Below are 18,217 nucleotides of genomic sequence, written 5' to 3'. Positions count from 1 at the left end.
GCCCACTGCTCACGATTGTCTGCCATACCGAACCTCTCTCACCAACACGCACCAACACGCACCACCGGTACCACCGATACCACCGATACCACCGATACCACCGAACCTGAAATCCTCTGCAAAAACTCAGAAGACGGCAATAAGCTCCATCACATTTTTACTAACTGCCCAACCTGTGGCTCGGTCGCGCCCGTTAAAATGGACCGATACGCTTCAATGACGGCATCCTGCCCTTCGGCACATTGCACCCGCATCCAGCCATCACAAAACACCCGAAACTGCGCGTAGCTTTCACCCAACAAGGTCATCAACACCGCGGCTCCGAGGGTTTTGCTACGCTCCTGAACATGAGCAGGGGCAAAGAAAAACTCTGGTTTAGCGCCCGGTAAATTATCGGTAGCGCCACCCTCGTGGTAGTGAGTCGCCCCAATCAGACATGAATATTTCATATTATCGCCAAAATGCTGGTGGCACTGAGTTAAGGTCGCAGCACTGCCAGCCATGTCGACGATGACAGCAGGAGCACCTGAGTTAAGCCGTTCAATTTGCTGATAGCTGTATACCGCGTCATAACACCCCAACGATTCGCAGAAGGCGCGATTCTTCTCAGAAGTGATGGCAATACTTTTCATTTGTCCGCGCTGCTTTACCGCATAAGCAAGGGCAATGCTGGTTTTGCTAGACGCACTGGTGATTAAACAAAGCTCAGCACCAAACCCCGCGTTTTCGTTCAAAAAGTCTTCCACCAGCCACGACGTCATAAACAAACCCCGCAGTAAACTGTCTTGCCCCTCTCTACTCGCGTCATACAGCGGATTGGCACTGGCTTTATCGAACTGACAGTATACCGGTGCGTGCTGGGCCCGATGTAAACCAGTGTCTTTGAAACTCGACGCAGTAACATGCCCCGCCTGAATTTTGTGATAGTTGGCGTAAGGGAAAAACCCCCAAACCCGCTCACCCACATCAATATCGGGGTGCGCCGAAGCCACAACGTCGGCCCAACCCATCGCGGGAATACGCCCCCAACCGGCTTCTGTCGGAAAAAACCCCCAGTAATCCAGCATATCGCCCGCCACAGCGTAGGATATATTGTTGGAGGTCATGGCCAAGCGGTCGACTGCCAGGACGACTTCGTTGGGCTCAAGCGTTTGGCTAATTTCATGCGTATAAAATCGAGTTTCCGAGAGTGCCGTTTTATTGACCTCGAGTACCTGTTGCTGCCAAGCCATGTGCTGCTTCCCTTTAAGTGATAAAACCCGTTTGTGCCACAGCCCTTGCTCGATTGCCAACTTTTTTATCGTCGCTGCTGTATGAGCTCATTTAAGTGCGGTTGTTTTTAGGGCGTTTCGTCCTTTTTTTCTTGCCCTAGGATCCAGATCTGACTAGCCTTTGCTTACCGCTTACTTGAGGCTCCACTGTGCTTGATTTACTGACCCCTAGACGAACATTTATCGCTTTGTTTCTCGCCAGCATTGTTGGTATGAGCTTCGCGTTTTGGCTACAGTACTATCTGGGCTTAGCGCCGTGCCCACTGTGTATGACTCAGCGTGCGTTCGTGGTTTTGGTGGGCGTCACAGGCCTTATTGCTGCATTGCATGACCCGGGCACATTCGGTAAAAAGCTCTATGGCGGACTTGGACTCGGTTTTGCGGGAGTGGGCGGCGCTGTCGCTGGACGACACATCTACCTGCAAAATCTACCGGAAGATTTGGTTCCCGCTTGCGGCCCGCCTCTGGAATACATGCTCGATACCCTGCCCTTTTTAGAGGTCATCAACACGATATTGATGGGCGACGGGAACTGTGCAGACATCAGCTGGACCTTCTTAGGGCTTACTATTCCCGAGCAGACTCTGCTGTTCTTTATCGCCCTCGGTGGTGCCTGTATTTGGCAGATGGTGCGCAAAGACTCTTAGTTAATTCGCTCGGTTGCAAATGTAATCGGCAAGTTCGATAAGCACCCGGGGATTAGGTAGATCTGCAACTGCGGCCTTGGCTTGCTCACACAGATGTTGCGCTTCGGCTTTGGCACCCTCTAAACCCAGCAACTTGACGTAAGTTAACTTATCGGCTTCTTGATCTTTACCGGCCGTTTTACCGAGCGTCGCGCTATCAGTGGTTACATCTAAGATATCGTCGACCACCTGAAAACACAGACCAATAGCGTCGCCATAGGCACTTAAGACCCGCCGTTCCTTTGGTCCTGCGTTCATACAATAGGCACCTAAACGCAGAGCAGATCGAATTAAAGCGCCCGTTTTTAAGTTGTGTAATTGCTTAAGGTAATCAACGGATTCAGAGGCACCAGTTGCTTGCATGTCTAATGCTTGCCCAAGCACCATACCCTTGGGTCCCGACGCTTGAGCCAATTCTTTGACCATCGCCACCACCTTATCGGCGGGCAATGTGTCGATTTGTGTCAGCAGTTCAAAAGCCCAAGCCTGCAGGGCATCGCCGACCAAAATAGCCGTCGCCTCATCGTATTGTCTGTGGACGGTAGGTTGACCGCGTCGCAGCTCGTCGTTATCCATGGCCGGCAAATCGTCATGCACTAGCGAGTATGTGTGAATGGATTCAATCGCCGCTGCCGCTAAATCCAAGGGGGTAAGATTGGGCGGAAAAAGCGTTAAATCCGAGCGCAAGCTGGCGGCGGCCGAATAGACCAAAGCAGGGCGTAAACGCTTACCGCCCACCTTTAAACTGTAAGCCACAGCGTCAACAAGCTGCACCTCGGAACGGGGCAATTGGTTTAACTGCGCCACAAGACAAGCTTCGACACGTGCTTTACAGGCGTTTAAGTGTTGCTCAATCACTGTGCGTCGTTTTGACGATCAGCGACGAAAGGCTCGGCGCGCAGTTCGCCATTGCTTTCCATCAAAATTTTTACTTTTTGTTCCGCAGCTTGCAAAGCCGCTTGTGCTTGTTTTGAGAGCGTCACGCCCTCTTCAAACACCGCTACCGATTGCTCCAGGGTGAGCTCACCGGATTCCATCTGCGCTACCAAAGTTTCTAGGCGACTCATTGCAGCTTCAAAATCTAATGAGTTATCAGACATAGCGTTTACACCTTACACAGGGACCGCGGCGGGGGTCAGAACAGAAAGCGGATTAATGCGCGCTAAGATCGAATCTTGAATACCCGAGGCACACAACCCACACTCTGCCAACAGCGCTTTGTGGTCGCCGTGGTCGATAAACTGATCAGGCAAACCAAGACACAGCACATCTACGCCCCAGGCTTTCAGTGCTTTGTATTCCAATACCGCACTACCCGCACCGCCGGCCAATGCGTTTTCCTCTAGCGTGACGATGAGGTCATGGCTGCGCGCAACATCGTCGAGCAAATCAGTATCTAAGGGCTTGACCCAACGCATATCGATCACAGTCGCATCCAGAGCTTCTGCCGCCGCTAGAGCCTCGGTGAGTAGCGTACCAAAGTTTACGATAGCGACCTTTTGACCCTGTCGCACGCGCCTAGCCTTCCCGACTTCTACCGTGGTCAGAGTTTGCTCAATAAGTGCGTTAGGACCGTTGCCACGCGGATAGCGCACTGCGCTCGGACCTTCGTGAGCATAGCAGGTGTGTAATAACTTGCGGCATTCATTCTCATCGGAGGGCGCGGCGATTATCAGATTTGGAATACAGCGTAAGTAACTCAAGTCAAAAGCACCATGATGTGTTGGCCCGTCTTGGCCAACCAAACCAGCGCGATCAATACCAAAGGTCACATCGAGGTTTTGCAAGGCCACATCGTGAATGAGCTGATCGTATCCACGCTGCAGGAACGTCGAATAAATAGCCACTACCGGTTTTAAACCATCGCAAGCCATACCAGCGGCGAGTGTCACAGCATGCTGTTCAGCAATAGCGACATCGTAATAACGATGCGGAAATTTCTGCGAAAATTCAACCATACCCGAGCCTTCGCACATAGCAGGCGTAATACCAATAAGCCGGGTGTCCTGCTCTGCAGCATCGCACAGCCAGCGACCAAATACGTCTTGATACTTGGGGCCTTTCTTAGCCGGTGGCTCGACGCCTTCGAGCTCTTTGGTTTTACTTTCGAGCTTGTTAATCGCGTGATAACCCACCGGGTCATGTTCGGCGGGCTCAAAGCCTTTGCCCTTCATCGTTCGAAGGTGCAGAAACTGAGGGCCCTCTAAGCTCATCATGTTGGTAATGGTTTGCACCACCAAAGGCAAATCGTGACCATCAAGTGGACCGATGTAATTAAAACCGAGCTCTTCGAACAAAGTCCCAGGTGCAACCATGCCCTTCATGTGCTCTTCTGTACGTTTGGCTAGATCCCAAGCGGGTTTGATCTGCTTAAGAATTTTTTTCGAGCCCTCGCGCAAGCTGATGTAGGTTTTGCTCGCCCAAATTTTTGCGAAGTAGGTGGCTAGCCCCCCGGTGTTGTGACCGATAGACATTTGGTTGTCGTTTAAAATAACCAACATGTTTGGTCGTTCGTGACCCGCATGCGCCAGTGCCTCTAACGCCATGCCACCGGTAATGGCTCCATCACCGATTACCGCAACTACTTTGCGCGAAATGTTTTGCTGCGCTGCCGCTACCGCCATACCCATAGCAGCCGAGATACTGGTCGAAGAATGTCCGACGCCAAAGGTATCGTAGGGACTTTCTGATCGTTTGGGGAAGCCTGCTAATCCACCCGCTTGACGCATGGTGTGCATCTGTTCTCGACGCCCGGTTAAAATTTTGTGCGGGTAGGTTTGATGCCCTACATCCCAAACAATGCGATCATCCGGAGTGTTGTACAAATGATGGAGGGCAACCGTTAATTCGACGACCCCCAGACCGGCGCCGAAGTGACCACCCGTTTGACCTACTGAGTACAAAAGAAACGCGCGCAGCTCGCTACATAAAGCCTCAAGCTCTGTAAGACTCAGATCGTGAATCGACAACTCACCATCCAATGCATCGAGCAAAGGCGTAAGCGGTCTATTGTGCGGTATTTTGGCAAGCATACGTGTAGTTTAGCGGAAGTGCGCAGCGTGCGTCACTCGCAATCGTGGCAGTTTTTACAAAGGCCTTCACGCTTGGTAATGCTAGCGAGGCCGGCACGCACAGAGTCGCTCAGGCATTTTCGTCGTTAATGTTCTTAAACCGGTGAATTTGGCGACGTTCGCGCTTGTTTGGTTTGTGGTCAGGGCGTCCGATCAGCCCCCCTGCGGCCTTGCGTGCCAGAGCCGCAGCCTCGCGCCTAGCGACGCTTTCCGATGTTTCTTGATACAGCAACTGTGCTTCAGGCGCACCTTTGCGCTGATCTGACAGCGCTAAAACAACAATATCTTTGTCATCATAACCTTGGCGCACGCGGATTTCGTCTCCGACAATCACATCTTTGCTGACTTTTACGCGCTGGCCGTTGACATGCACTTTGCCGCCTTCGATGGCTTGCTTACACAGCGAGCGTGTTTTGTAAAAGCGTGCGGCCCACAACCATTTATCGATACGGAGTTTTTGCATACAAGATGTCGAAGTAATCACAAACTCCCAGCAATCGTGCGAATCCACTGAGCCTCATTAATAAAACCCGACCCCCAAGACGCCCACTTATCACCGAGGCCAACGGCGATGATATCGTCTATTGACTGACCGTCATCGAGCGCAGAACGCACCGTTTGCGTTGTTTCCAGCAACATCTGGTAGTACGCGCGCAAGTCATCCTTCGAGGCAAGTGGGCCATGGCCAGGGACTATTTGAACAGACTCATCAACACTCGCCAGAATTTTGGCGATATTGTCGGTATAGCTTAAGACATTACCACCCGACTCAATATCGACGAAGGGAAATCGACCATTAAAAAAGTGGTCACCCAAGTGCACAACGTTAGCATTGGTAAAACGCACAATGCTGTCGCCATCGGTGTGTCCCGCCGAGTAGTGCTCGACCACAATCGCTTCGTCGTTAAAGTACAACGAAAGCGCATTGGTATACGTTAATACAGGTAAGGCTTGTTCCGACGAAGGCGGAAAAACTATACCTAAGGCCTTGTTATCCAAACCCGATTGCATGCGAGTTCGAACATTTTTGTGCGCAATAATGGTCGCGCCCTCACCAGCCCAGTAGTCATTGCCCCCAGTATGATCTTGGTGCCAGTGTGTGTTGATAATGTAGTTGGGTGCGCTGTAATCCTCCCCTGTTATATCATCCACCGCGAACTGATATTCATTAATCATGTTGGGATAGTCATCGTCAATCATGACTGCACCGTCACTCCCCAGCGACAGCACCACGTTACCACCGCGTCCTTGAAGCATGTACAAACCTTCTGTAAGCGGCGTAGTCGTTACTTGCTGGGCAAAGGCAATACTGGCTCCTAACACAAGCAAGGGCACTGCAATAAATCGCTTCATCTTCTCTCCGGTATCGCTTTGATCTCGTGTTTTAACTACGCGTCTAAGTCAGGTATAAGATCATCTTTGAGGCGCTCTATCGCGTCTTTGAGACGCAACTTCTCTTTCTTTAAGCGCTGCAACAAGATTTGATTCTGATAGGGGTTTAGCTGTAACTCGGTAATTTTGGCGTCCATAACGCGGTGCTTGTGCTGCAGCTCTAACAAACGCATGGCAGGCGTTAATTCCTGATTGGCGGCGTTACTAATATCTGGAGGCTTGCGACCGAAAGGCATGACGATCTCGCTGGCTTTGTTGGGCCTACATTACCCGCCCTTTTCGAAGCAGACAAGCCCCGCACGTGCTAAAGCCTAATTTGCGACAGAACACTTGAGCTTTGCATATGTTCACCGCACACTAAGCCCAAATAACAAGGAGAAAACCATGGCGACACAAGTACATCATCGCGCCTGTCATCTGTGCGAAGCCATTTGCGGCCTTGTCATCGAGACCGACGGCACTGAGGTTTTGTCGATCAAAGGCGACAAAAACGACCCCTTAAGCCGCGGGCACATCTGCCCCAAAGCCGTCGCCCTGCAGGACATTCATCAAGACCCAGATCGTTTGCGCCAGCCCATGAAAAAGGTCACAAAAGCAGATGGCTCTTTCCGTCACGAGCCCATCTCTTGGGACGAGGCACTCGATACCGCCGCCAGCGCCTTGGCCGATTCGGTCGAACGCTACGGGGTCGACAGCATCGGCGTCTATTTGGGCAACCCGTCGATTCATAATTACGGCATGATGACGCACCAAGGTGCACTGTTTAAATTGCTGCGCACCAAAAATCGCTTTTCCGCGACTTCCGTCGACCAGCTGCCTCACCACCTGACCTCTATGTGGCTCTTTGGCCACAAACTCATGTTCCCTATTCCGGACATTGACCGCTCTGACTACTTTCTCATGCTAGGCGGCAACCCTGTGGCCTCCAACGGCAGCATTTGGACCGTACCCGATATCAAACAGCGCATCAAAGATCTGAAAGCTCGGGGCGGCAAACTGATAGTACTCGACCCACGCCGCACCGAAACAGCTGAAATGGCCAGCGAGCATCATTTTATCAAACCTGGCACCGACGCCCTGTTTATTCTCGCGGTGATGAACGTCATCTTCCAGGACGGCTTGGCAGATCTTGACCACCTGGCACCGTTCACCGACGGCGTAGAAATTGTCGCAGAGGCTGTGCGCGCTTTCACGCCTGAACTGGCCGCGCAACACACAGGAATCAGTGCAGCAACGATTACACGCATCGCCCACGATTTTGCCAAAGCCGAAAAAGCTATTTGTTACGGGCGCATGGGGGTATCCGTGCAACGCTATGGCGCTTTGAATCAATGGGCTATACAAATCATCAACATTATCACCGGCAACATTGATCGAGTGGGTGGGTCGATGTTCACTCTGCCCGCCGTCGATCAGGTGCGCAACACAGGCCCAGGTGGTTTTGCGCGTCACCATTCACGCAAACGTGGCTTGCCCGAATTTGATCGCGAACTGCCATCAGCGGCGCTCGCCGAAGAGATTACCACCCCGGGCGAAGGGCAAATTAGAGTCTTATTCACGGGTGCCGGCAACCCGGTGTTATCAACACCTAACGGTCGTCAATTAGACGACGCGCTCGAGCAACTTGATTTTATGGTGTCACTAGACCCGTATCTCAACGAAACAACTCGGCATGCGGATATCATCTTGCCACCAACGTCGCCCTTGGAGCACGACCACTACGACTTGGGGTTTCACGTGAATGCCCTGCGTAACACCACGCGCTACAACCCCCCGGTCTTCGAAAAGCCAGAGGGTGCACTGCACGACTGGGAAATCTTTGTGGGTCTGGGTGAACGCGTAGCACAGCGCTTAGGGCTCGAAGCACCAAAACGTATTCCACCCCACAAGATTATCGATGCCGGTATCAAAGGGGGACCTTACGGTGAAAACACCGAGCATAACCTCAGCTTACAGTCACTTATCGACAATCCTTCTGGTATCGATTTGGGTGAGTTAAAGCCGCTGCTACCCGAGCGCCTCCAGACCAAAGACAAACGCATACAGTGCGCTACCCCCGAGCCACTGGCGGACCTACCGAGGTTGCTAGCTGAGTTTGCAGACGATACGAGCGCGAAGGATGAGTTTCGCCTGATTGGCCGGCGCCATGTCCGCGATTGCAACTCTTGGATGCACAACTACCGTCGCCTGGTGAAAGGCAAGAATCGCTGTACCTTGATGATGCACCCGGACGATGCCAAGGCAAAGGGGCTGGAGAATGGAGCCGAAGTCAGTATTCACTCTCGCGTAGGAGTAATTCATGCTCCGCTTGAAATTACCGACCAGGTAATGCCCGGCGTCGTCAGCCTACCGCATGGTTACGGCCACGACAGACAGGGCATTCAAATGGACATCGCCATCGCCAATAAAGGGGTGAGCTGCAACGACATTACCGATCACGAATACATCGACGAGTTAAGCGGTAATGCGGCCGTTAATGGTGTGCCGGTGACCGTTGCAGCAGCCTGATAGCCAACCCACGAGCAAGCGGCAATCAGCGCCGCCTGCCCGCGGTCCACTTCCAATTCTGGTCAATCAAAGCTCAAGAAAGCACACAACCGATTGCACATGAGTTACACTGCAAGAATCTGGCATTTCGAATAAAACATGAGCAAATCAAATCGCGACCTTCAAATGGCCGACATCGCTGCCTTAGCAGGGGTATCAAAGTCGACAGTCTCTAGAGCCCTGGCAGACTCGCCCTTGGTCAACAATAAAACTAAGGCGCTGGTTCGCAAAATCGCAAAGGAAAAGAACTACCGATTTAACTCCGCCGCACGTAACTTCCGAACCAAACAAACCCTGACCATTGCCGTCATCATAGCCGCCGCCGATGATGTGGAATGGAGCATCTCAGACCCGTTTTTTTTAGAGATTACCGCAGCTATTGCTGAGGCACTTGATCAACGCGGGCACCAGTTACTGCTGACACGCACTCGTCCACAGCAAGCCGAATGGATAGAAACCTTTATCCGCAACCGTCAAGCAGACGGCGTTATTGTTATTGGGCAGGGGTCAATTCATACACAGTTGAATGAGCTCGCCGAACAATTCGATGTTCTTTCGGTTTGGGGCGCCCCTGTGGAAGGTGGCCAGGCTTACGCGCTGGCCGGATCGAATAATCTACAGGGTGGAAGATTGGCCGGTGAGCACATTGCCGAGACCGGACGCAAGCGCATCGCATTCGTGGGTTATCAAGATCACCCAGAAATTGCGAGCCGCTTTGCCGGGGTACAACAAGGTCTTGCCGAATATCAATTGAACATCAGCTCCGAGTTGGTATTTGGTTCGCTAATGGATCGAAACACGGGAGAGAAAAGTTTAGAGCAACTCGTCAATCGCCGCGATGAATACGATGCTGTAATTGCCGCCAGCGACATGCAAGCACTTAAAGTCATGTCGGCCCTGCAAAGTGTCGGAGTGGATATACCCCGTGATGTCGCGGTGATTGGGTATGACGATATCCCCGCCGCTGCGATTTATCACCCAACGCTGACCACGATACGGCAAGATCGCTCAGCAGGAGCTGAATTACTTGTCGACAATTTATTGAAAGTATTAGACGGAAAAGGCCCGAGCTGTATTGAACTCGAGCCTGAACTAATAATACGCGAGTCAGCCTGATGGGCCTCTCGCAACTCAAGAAAGAATCTGGATGGCTAAGCGTTCTTTTCGTCCCAGTTTTCCTACATCGATAGCAAAAGAATAATCAAAGAACAAGCCACCGCTCTCGTCCATGGTGGTGAGCGGCGCCAGACAGACCAGCTGCTGCGCATCTGAATTGTATTCAAGAATCGTAGCACCAAAGCGACAACCCGCGCCGAGCAGTTCGCTACCCTCCAGCGTTGCAGGGTTCCAAGGCCCCCGCAAATCATTGGCGTAATAAAGTCGCAAATAACGATTGACCTCTTCCTCTGGTTGCGACTCATCAACGCGATCTGCCGTTGAGCCCAGCAGCAAATAGCGCTGCGCCTCCGCGTCAAAAATGACTTTTGGCACTTCAAACTGCGTGAACAAAGCGGCATCGGGTAAGGCAATGGGGTGGCATATCTCGACTAACTCAGGGACATCACCGGCTAAGCTCACACGTATGTGCCCCATTGCCGGGGTGCCATTGTTCGCCTTCGCCGCGAACACCACATCAACTGCGTTTTCATTATCTGAACCGCGCAAATCAACAATGTAGGGATCTCGTAGCGCCAGAATCGAACCACCGAGCTCGCCATCACGATGACCTAAGACCTGCTGGCCAGCCAGAAAGTAGCCTTTATCTGTGAGCTGATCGTGATGTTCATCCGCCATCAATACTGGCGTCATCACGCCATCAAATATCTGAGGCGTACTCGATTTCCCCAGCATCAAGGATTGAACAAACGGACGCTCAGAATCAATCGCCCGTATTCCCGTGGCGGCAAACCAATAATCGCCCCCAGCGGTTCTGTGTGAATCACCACTCCATACATTGCCCGAATCGGCACCATTGGCGCAGACTCCTGCCTGCTGAAAGACTCCGCAATCAGCCCAATGCTGACCGTTGTCAGACGACTCAAAATGATGAATGTGAAACTGGTGATCGTTGCGATGATCGGGGTTTATCAGGGTGCCTGTCGAGTCATACTTATGCAGGCCCAAACAGTACAAATGCCATTTACCCGGCTCGATAAAAGACCACGCGTCCCACAAGTAACAGTCAGCTAATTTAATGTGCGAAGAGTTCATGCTGAACCTTTGTGCGAATGTTTCAAAAAATTTCGTTTAAAGAAAGGGGGGGCAGCTAGGTGCTGCCCCAACCTCGATCAGAAGTCGTAACGAACACTGACAGATGTTGACCGACCACTCAAAGGACGTGCTCGAACAAAATCACCGGCTGCCGCAGCACCCTCTTCCGATTCCGTAATAACAAACTCATCGGTTATGTTGTTTACATTCAAGCTAACGGTCAAAGCATCAGACAGTTGGTAGTTCGCGTATAAGTGGACTAACTGATACGCGTCTTGTTTGAGCTGATTGCTATCTTGGAGATAGAAATCTGATGAACCGACCACCGAAGCACCGATCAGGCCGTTACCAAACGAGTATTCAGGTGAAATGGTATAGATCATGTCAGCCTGACGACGCGGTGTATTACCCACTACCGAAGCATTGGTGGCATCTTTTGCGATTTCGGCGTCGATCCAAGTTAGGTTGCCGTTAATGCGAAAACCATTACCAAAATCGTAGTCGCCCTCTAGTTCCAAACCGGTTGCCTCGTACTCGCGAACAAACGTCAAACCACTGGTAATCTCCGCATTGGTCTCTTCAACCATGGTGTCAAACAAGGTTGCATAAAACGCCCAATCCTCGGCTTGATGCTTATAGCCCACTTCAAGCTGTTCGACGTTGTCGTAACCATCCGTTGTTGACGTTAAAGCGCCATTGGCCTGCAATGAACCTGCGACCTGAGTCAAACGATCAGCCACTGCACGGCCACCGTCGGAGTAGCGCACGAAGATTGATGCATCATCATTCAACATGTAGGTTGCACCAAAAGTGTAAGAGGTGTTGTCAGCTGTGTAGTTCACGCGAGTCACCGCAGCTGCATTGTCATTCAACTGACGCACACCACCCGTAATAAACCCAGCAGATACTGCGCCAGCGTTTTCTAACAGCGCATCTGAATCCAAGCGAGTTATCACACCGCCAACCACTTCGTAAGAACCTACCGAGCCATTGCCGTTAAGATCAACACTCGAATTACCACCACAGCACCCGTCTAAACGACGACCACTTGCTTTGGTCTCATCACGACGAACACCTGCCTCGATGTTTAAGCGATCATTCACCTCGAAAGCCACGTTGATATAGGGAGCCGTTGTCACGTACTCAAGATCCCAATCCCAAGATAGGAAACTTTGAGTCAAGGCGCCATTGTCGGCAAGCATGACATCGACCGAATTTCCATCCGCATCAATGCCCGCACCCAGAGCTACGTAAGTGATATTTTGACTACCCTTACCCGCCAGGGTCTGCATGCGGGTGTGCCAGCTATTCCAAGTAATATCAATGTTCTGCTTAGAATAGTAGTAACCGGCATTCACACTAAAGCGATCAAAATCCTTACTAAAACTTAAATCATTCACCAGCAAGCCAACATCATCAAACGTCGTATCGAACAGCAAGTTCGTGAATGCTAGCTGATTTGGGTCAGCGACCTGACCGTCGACGAAGGCTGCAACACCACCCGAACAGTCAATGGACACACCTCCGACGCTTGCGTCAGCACACAGAGCCGCACCTTTGGCGGCAATGGTTGACGTACCGCCGGCAAACCCGTCGGTGAAGGGAGAGATGAAACCGCCTTCAACACTAGAATTCCGGAACTTGTTATTGACAGTCCAACCGTTGCCCAGGTCTTTATCAAACTCGAATCCGAAGGCTGAAACCTTAGACTCAATACCATCAGAGACGGCTCGAGATTTCGGGTTGCCATAGGGGTCGTAAGTGACAATGTTATTGGTCTGTACCGAGTGGAGCGTTTGCGAACTTGCATCGTACCCAGGAACTGCACCAAACGAGCCATTAGATTTAACCAGCACGGGCGATGGCAAATACGTAGTGACTTTGTCGTCTAACTGCTTACCGTAAAAGCGTAAATAGCCGTCTTTTAGCTCTTTGGTGATATTAAATTTAATCTGGCCACCGTTATCACCATTAAAGCCTGTTTCACGAACCCCCTCACCATCGCGGAAAAATCCAGCAAGGTGGTAGGTAATATCGCTGGCTAGGCTGCCGCCATACTCAAAATCAGTACGAAACTCATCGTAGTCAGCACCTATGGTAATACCGATGGCGCCAGCGTCATCGCCACCTTTTTTGCTAATCATGTTGATGATACCGCCAGGAGAGTTCGACGCTACAGTTGACGCCGAACCACCGCGAATCGATTCAACTCGACCAACGCTCCAGTCCGAGCGAATGAAGTTGTCAGTGTTGGCAAAATTCATGTCGCCAAATTCTAGAACAGGCAATCCGTCTTCATGTAACTGCATGTACTTAGAACCACCTGTCGCGAGCGGAATGCCGCGAACCGTGATGTTGGCATTACCGTTACCGCCTGAACTTTCAGAGCGTATACCAGGTAACGCACGGAACAATTCAGCGACTGATCGAGGCGATAGCTTTTCAATATCATACGAATTTAACGAGCTTACAGAGACACTGGCTTCTAATTTAGAAACGCCTTCTCTCGCCACACCAGTGACGATGACTTCCTCTAGCTCCTGCGAGTAGGTGTTGCTAGACAGTAACATCAGCGTAGCTGCAACAGCTGCACTGAGCGGGGATTTACGGGTTACCACTGTTGTTTGTTGACGCATGGCGTCCTCCTTTTTCGTCTTGTTATTTTCGCTTATTCGCGATTTAAACCACAGCTACTACTACAACAAAGCAGCGTTACAACCGATTGCAACTTATTTTGCAACCGATTGCAATCTTTTTTTTTCGTGATACGATACAAACTCGAAAAATAATAGGAACACAGTCATGGATACGAACCGCTCTATCAGACTACTGACGTATCTGATGTTTTTTATTTTCGCCATGACGACAGACGCCGTGGGCGTAATCATCCCTGTCATCATCAGAACCTTCGATTTATCGCTCACTCAGGCCAGCGCATTCCACTACGGCACCATGATCGCCATTGCCCTTAGCGGTATCGGTTTGGGGTTTTTGTCTGATCGATTTGGACGAAAAGCGATCATTATACTTGGGCTTGGTTTGTTCGCTGCATGCTGCTTTGCCTTCGTGATCGGATCGTCTTTCGCACACTTTCTGGTGTTAGTGACACTCTCGGGCTTAGCCATAGGTATTTTTAAGACGGCAGCCATCGGTCTAATGGGGGATGTATCACGGTCAAACGTCGAGCACACCCGAACCATGAATATGGCAGAAGGTTTTTTTGCGGTAGGAGCCATCATTGGCCCCGCCATCGTCAGCTATTTACTCAACCAAGAGGTCTCTTGGATTTACTTATACGTCATTGCCGGCGGTTTTGCGGTTACTTTGGCTGTGATTGCCGCGAGAACACCTTACCCTCCAACGGCTTCCACAGAGCAGGAAAAGACGTCGTTAAGCGACACACTTGCCATGCTGAAAGACCCATACGCACTCGGATTTAGTTTGGCGATTGCACTGTACGTCGTAGCAGAAGCCGCCATTTACGTGTGGATGCCGACCTATTTGCTGGACTACGATGGCAGTGTCCCAGTGCTCGCAACCTACGCACTGTCTATATTTTTCGTATGCCGTGCCTTAGGCCGTTTTGTTGGTGCTTACATCTTACACAAGTTTGCTTGGCAAACAGTTCTTATGTTGTTCAGCGGTGCCGTAGCGCTGTGTTATGTCGGAGCAATGATATTCGGTGTCAACGCCGCCGCGGTCTTATTACCTGTTTCAGGGTTGTTTATGTCGGTGCTTTACCCAACAATCAATTCGAAAGGAATTTCGTGTTTCAGGCCCGCCCAACATGGTGCCATTGCCGGTGTTATCCTATTTTTTACCGCGGTGGCCGCCGCACTCGGCCCCATGGTGATGGGTATTCTGGGTGATATGTTCGGGCAAGTGTTTTATGGCTTTGTGTTCACGGCAGTCTGTGCAGTGACTTTGTTTGCCCTAAGCTTCGTCAATTGGTGGCTGGACCCGACACAAAGTCGGCTGGCTGAAGAGCAGGAAAATTTATGAGCCAACCTATTTTTGCAGCGATAGAAGCTGGCGGCACCAAGTGGCTGGTCAGCGTTGGCGCTGACCCAATAAGCGCGGTGCAGACACGCATTCCTACACAACACCCCGACATCACTCTGGCTGCAGCGGTAGACTTTATTAACCAACAAATCGCGCAACAGGGGCCAATTCAAGCCATTGGCGTTGGCAGTTTTGGACCCATCGGTATCACCCCCAAGACGAGCGATTACGGCGTGATAGGCACAACCCCAAAACCCCATTGGACTGGCGCCAATCTACTTAATACGTTTGCGCAGTTTAATGTGCCTGTAAAAATTGAATCCGATGTAAATGCCGCTGCACTAGCAGAGGCAAAGTCTTTATTACCGGCAAATGACGGGCGCTTAATTTACGTTACTGTGGGCACGGGTGTCGGCGCGGGCGTGGTCGACAACGGGCGCGTGAGTAATGGTGTGCATCATCCAGAAATGGGCCATATTCGACTCCCGCATCACCCTGACGATAACTATGCGGGGCATTGTCCCATTCACGGTGCGTGTCTTGAGGGACTAGCCTGCGGTCCATCGATTATTGATCGCTGGGGCAAAGACTTGAGTGCGCTTGGCAGCGCTCATAACTCGCACGATATTATCGGCTACTACTTGGGTAGCTTTGCCGCCAATTTACTACTGACCTATGCTCCCAATTACATTGTCCTTGGCGGTGGTGTCTCGCTCACCGATGGCTTGCTGAACCGCGTGCGCCTTAGCGCTTTCGAGCAATTGGGTGGATATCTCGGTCGGTTCCATCATGTCGACGAGTTAAGCACGGTGATTCAGTCGCCCAGTCTAGACACCTTATCTGGGATCTCAGGTGCTTATCTCTTGGCTGAGCAGGCTTTACGAGCGGCATCCGTCTAGCGTCTTGCATTGTCTTTCTGCTATACCATAGCCGACTTTAAGAATAACACTGAGCTCAAGTGGCGCAACTCAGGCTTATCATCTCCACGCCCGAGGCTATTTCCGTTACACTCTGCATTCAGATTCCAAAGCAGCCGATACGCTGCTCATTCCATAAGAAAGCACTGCAGAGGCAACTATGACCATTACGGATCTAGCGTCTATCGAGGCACTTGAGCGACAAAACCCAAACCCCTTCGAGCATTTAACATCGACCTACCAAATGATCGCCGATGGTGCCGCGCTTAATCCAAATAACACCGCCTTGTCGTTTTTTATCAGCGCCGATACTTACGCTACGCCCTCCACATGGACTTACAACGAATGGTTGCAAGACATCACACGAGCGGCTAACTGCTTTCGCCGTTTAGGCATCGGTCGGCGCGACGTGATTGCCTATATTTTACCCAACCTGCCAGAAACGCACCTGTGCATTTGGGGTGGAGAAACAGCCGGTATTGTATTTGCCGTAAACAGCCTGTTAGAGGGCGACTCAATCCGCCAACTCTTAGAGAACGCCAAAACACAGTGGATTGTGACGCTGGCACCAACACCCAACCCTGAGATCTGGAACCGAGTAGAGGAAGCCCTGTCGCTCTGGAGCAATGCTAGCACTAAGCCCAAAGGCGTAGTGGCCGTTGACCCAATGCGCCACTTACCGGGCAACGCTCAAGGTAGCGCAAGACACGAACGAACTGCGGGATTGCCCGAGACCATCGCGGGTTTACCAGTCCTTGATTTTCACCAGGAACTTGCCAAAGACTCGGGTGATGCTCTAGCGTTTGAACAACCGCAAGCCCAAGATATTGCCTCGTATTTCTGCACAGGCGGCACCACAGGGCTACCTAAAATCGCCCAGCACACACACCGTAACGAAACCGCCAACGTCCTGCAATTAGCGGCAATGGCGCCCAAATTGATGCAACCTGGCAAGACGCTGTTTACGTGCCTACCTCTATTCCACGTCAACGCGCAAATAGGCACAGGCCTTGCCGTCTTTGCCAGCGGCGCACACTCGTTACTGGCTCCGCCGGCTGGATATCGAACACCGGGACTGATGGAAAACTTCTGGGCCATTTGTGCGCATCATAAAGTCGCTTCATTCTCGGGCGTACCCACTGCATTTGCCGGCTTGCTGCAAGCCTCTACACAGGGCCACGATTTATCATCTTTGATGTACGCGATTTGCGGCGCGGCCCCAATGCCCGTCGAGTTGCTGAATAAATTCGAAGCCACCACGGGCATGAAAGTGTTAGAGGGCTACGGCTTAACCGAGAGCACCGCCGTGGCATCTCTGTGCCCAGGCGATGGCCCGCAACGAGTAGGCTCTATTGGCATACGCCTACCCTGGGAACGACTTAAAGCGGCCATTTTAGACGATAATGGTGCCTATGTGCGCGATGCAGAGACGGATGAAATCGGCGTGATCATTCTGAAAGGGCCCAATAAGTTTGCCGGTTATTTAGACGATGCTCAAAACAAAGGCGCTTGGGTCGCTATTCCCAGTGATTCAGACTCCTGGCTCAACACAGGCGACCTTGGGCGGATTGATGCAGACGGCTATATTTGGTTAACCGGGCGTAAAAAGGAGCTGATCATTCGGGGCGGCCACAACATTGACCCTAAAGTAATCGAGGAAGGCTTGGCAGCGCACCCTGCAGTCGCAATGTCTGCAGCCGTTGGTCGGCCTGACAAGCACGCCGGCGAAGTACCGGTTGCCTATGTCCAAGTAAGCGAAGGCGCCGCCGTATCCGCGGAAGAACTGCTGACCGACCTAACCGCGCGATTATCAGAACGTGCCGCGATCCCTAAGGAAGTTATTATTATCGATGCCCTGCCACTAACGGCGGTCGGGAAAACCTTTAAGCCCGCCTTGGTAATGCGAGAAATCGAGTATGTGGTGCGCAATGAAGCTACGCAGCTAGGTATTGACCTCAACGCAGTGGTAGTTGAACAAGACAACAAACTAGGAATCGTCGCGCACATCACGCTACCAAGTGATCAGCATCAAAAACTAGAGAAAGCACTCGCGCTGTACACTTTCAAAATGATGCTGCATTCAGCTTAGTCAGCACCAGCGCAGATCAGAGAGGGCTTGC

Annotated in this window: 15 protein-coding genes; 6 read left to right on the top strand and 9 right to left on the bottom strand. The window is 51.5% G+C overall.

Annotation, left to right across the window (positions count from 1 at the left end):
- Positions 1-149 precede the first annotated feature (149 nt).
- Positions 150-1,232, bottom strand: a complete 1,083-nt coding sequence (locus ACTF5Z_RS07610) for a DUF2855 family protein (RefSeq protein ID WP_438985122.1) — start codon at positions 1,230-1,232, stop codon at positions 150-152.
- A 188-nt stretch (positions 1,233-1,420) separates the two neighbouring features.
- Here ACTF5Z_RS07610 and ACTF5Z_RS07605 point away from each other — a divergent pair, with 188 nt between their 5' ends.
- Complete coding sequence (locus tag ACTF5Z_RS07605; RefSeq protein ID WP_438985121.1) at positions 1,421-1,918, top strand: disulfide bond formation protein B; 498 nt, start codon at positions 1,421-1,423, stop codon at positions 1,916-1,918.
- Here the strand turns inward: ACTF5Z_RS07605 and ACTF5Z_RS07600 are convergent, their stop codons facing one another.
- From ACTF5Z_RS07600 to ACTF5Z_RS07575, 6 genes are all read right to left on the bottom strand, one after another.
- Positions 1,919-2,815: a polyprenyl synthetase family protein gene (locus ACTF5Z_RS07600; protein WP_438985120.1), complete on the bottom strand. Its 897-nt coding sequence runs from the start codon at positions 2,813-2,815 to the stop codon at positions 1,919-1,921. It lies immediately after the preceding gene.
- A complete protein-coding gene (locus ACTF5Z_RS07595) occupies positions 2,812-3,057 on the bottom strand; it encodes an exodeoxyribonuclease VII small subunit (protein WP_438985119.1) in 246 nt (81 codons plus the stop codon). The genes ACTF5Z_RS07600 and ACTF5Z_RS07595 overlap by 4 nt, the downstream gene beginning before the upstream one ends.
- 12 nt (positions 3,058-3,069) lie before the next feature.
- On the bottom strand, positions 3,070-4,989 hold the full coding sequence (gene dxs / locus ACTF5Z_RS07590) for a 1-deoxy-D-xylulose-5-phosphate synthase (RefSeq protein WP_438985118.1): 1,920 nt from the start codon (positions 4,987-4,989) through the stop codon (positions 3,070-3,072).
- 109 nt (positions 4,990-5,098) lie between these two features.
- Entirely contained in the window at positions 5,099-5,491 is a 393-nt protein-coding gene (locus tag ACTF5Z_RS07585) for an RNA-binding S4 domain-containing protein (protein WP_438985117.1), read from the bottom strand.
- Positions 5,492-5,508: 17 nt separating this feature from the next.
- Entirely contained in the window at positions 5,509-6,381 is an 873-nt protein-coding gene (locus tag ACTF5Z_RS07580; protein WP_438985116.1) for an MBL fold metallo-hydrolase, read from the bottom strand.
- A 35-nt stretch (positions 6,382-6,416) separates the two neighbouring features.
- On the bottom strand, positions 6,417-6,656 hold the full coding sequence (locus tag ACTF5Z_RS07575; RefSeq protein ID WP_040816507.1) for a YdcH family protein: 240 nt from the start codon (positions 6,654-6,656) through the stop codon (positions 6,417-6,419).
- Positions 6,657-6,804: 148 nt separating this feature from the next.
- Between ACTF5Z_RS07575 and ACTF5Z_RS07570 the strand changes: the two genes are divergently transcribed.
- Both ACTF5Z_RS07570 and ACTF5Z_RS07565 read left to right on the top strand, forming a co-directional pair.
- Positions 6,805-8,928 carry a molybdopterin-dependent oxidoreductase gene (locus tag ACTF5Z_RS07570; protein WP_438985115.1) on the top strand — a complete coding sequence of 708 codons (2,124 nt, stop codon included), beginning with the start codon at positions 6,805-6,807 and terminating at the stop codon, positions 8,926-8,928.
- 138 nt (positions 8,929-9,066) lie between these two features.
- On the top strand, positions 9,067-10,083 hold the full coding sequence (locus tag ACTF5Z_RS07565; protein WP_438985114.1) for a LacI family DNA-binding transcriptional regulator: 1,017 nt from the start codon (positions 9,067-9,069) through the stop codon (positions 10,081-10,083).
- 15 nt (positions 10,084-10,098) lie between these two features.
- Here the strand turns inward: ACTF5Z_RS07565 and ACTF5Z_RS07560 are convergent, their stop codons facing one another.
- Together ACTF5Z_RS07560 and ACTF5Z_RS07555 are read right to left on the bottom strand one after the other, a co-directional pair.
- Positions 10,099-11,178 carry a hypothetical protein gene (locus tag ACTF5Z_RS07560; RefSeq protein ID WP_438985113.1) on the bottom strand — a complete coding sequence of 360 codons (1,080 nt, stop codon included), beginning with the start codon at positions 11,176-11,178 and terminating at the stop codon, positions 10,099-10,101.
- A 77-nt stretch (positions 11,179-11,255) separates the two neighbouring features.
- Positions 11,256-13,814 carry a TonB-dependent receptor domain-containing protein gene (locus tag ACTF5Z_RS07555; RefSeq protein ID WP_438985112.1) on the bottom strand — a complete coding sequence of 853 codons (2,559 nt, stop codon included), beginning with the start codon at positions 13,812-13,814 and terminating at the stop codon, positions 11,256-11,258.
- A 166-nt stretch (positions 13,815-13,980) separates the two neighbouring features.
- Between ACTF5Z_RS07555 and ACTF5Z_RS07550 the strand changes: the two genes are divergently transcribed.
- From ACTF5Z_RS07550 to ACTF5Z_RS07540, 3 genes are all read left to right on the top strand, one after another.
- Positions 13,981-15,180, top strand: coding sequence for an MFS transporter (locus ACTF5Z_RS07550; protein WP_438985111.1), 1,200 nt, complete (start codon positions 13,981-13,983; stop codon positions 15,178-15,180).
- Complete coding sequence (locus ACTF5Z_RS07545) at positions 15,177-16,079, top strand: ROK family protein (RefSeq protein ID WP_438985110.1); 903 nt, start codon at positions 15,177-15,179, stop codon at positions 16,077-16,079. Before ACTF5Z_RS07550 ends, ACTF5Z_RS07545 begins: the two co-directional genes overlap by 4 nt.
- 178 nt (positions 16,080-16,257) lie before the next feature.
- Positions 16,258-18,186: an acyl-CoA synthetase gene (locus ACTF5Z_RS07540; protein ID WP_438985109.1), complete on the top strand. Its 1,929-nt coding sequence runs from the start codon at positions 16,258-16,260 to the stop codon at positions 18,184-18,186.
- Positions 18,187-18,217: the final 31 nt, after the last annotated feature.

The sequence above is a fragment of the Aequoribacter sp. genome (assembly GCF_965659035.1).
GTDB lineage: Bacteria > Pseudomonadota > Gammaproteobacteria > Pseudomonadales > Halieaceae > Aequoribacter.
The sequence above is the reverse complement of the archived record's forward strand: the minus strand, read 5'-3'. Positions and strand labels throughout refer to the sequence as shown.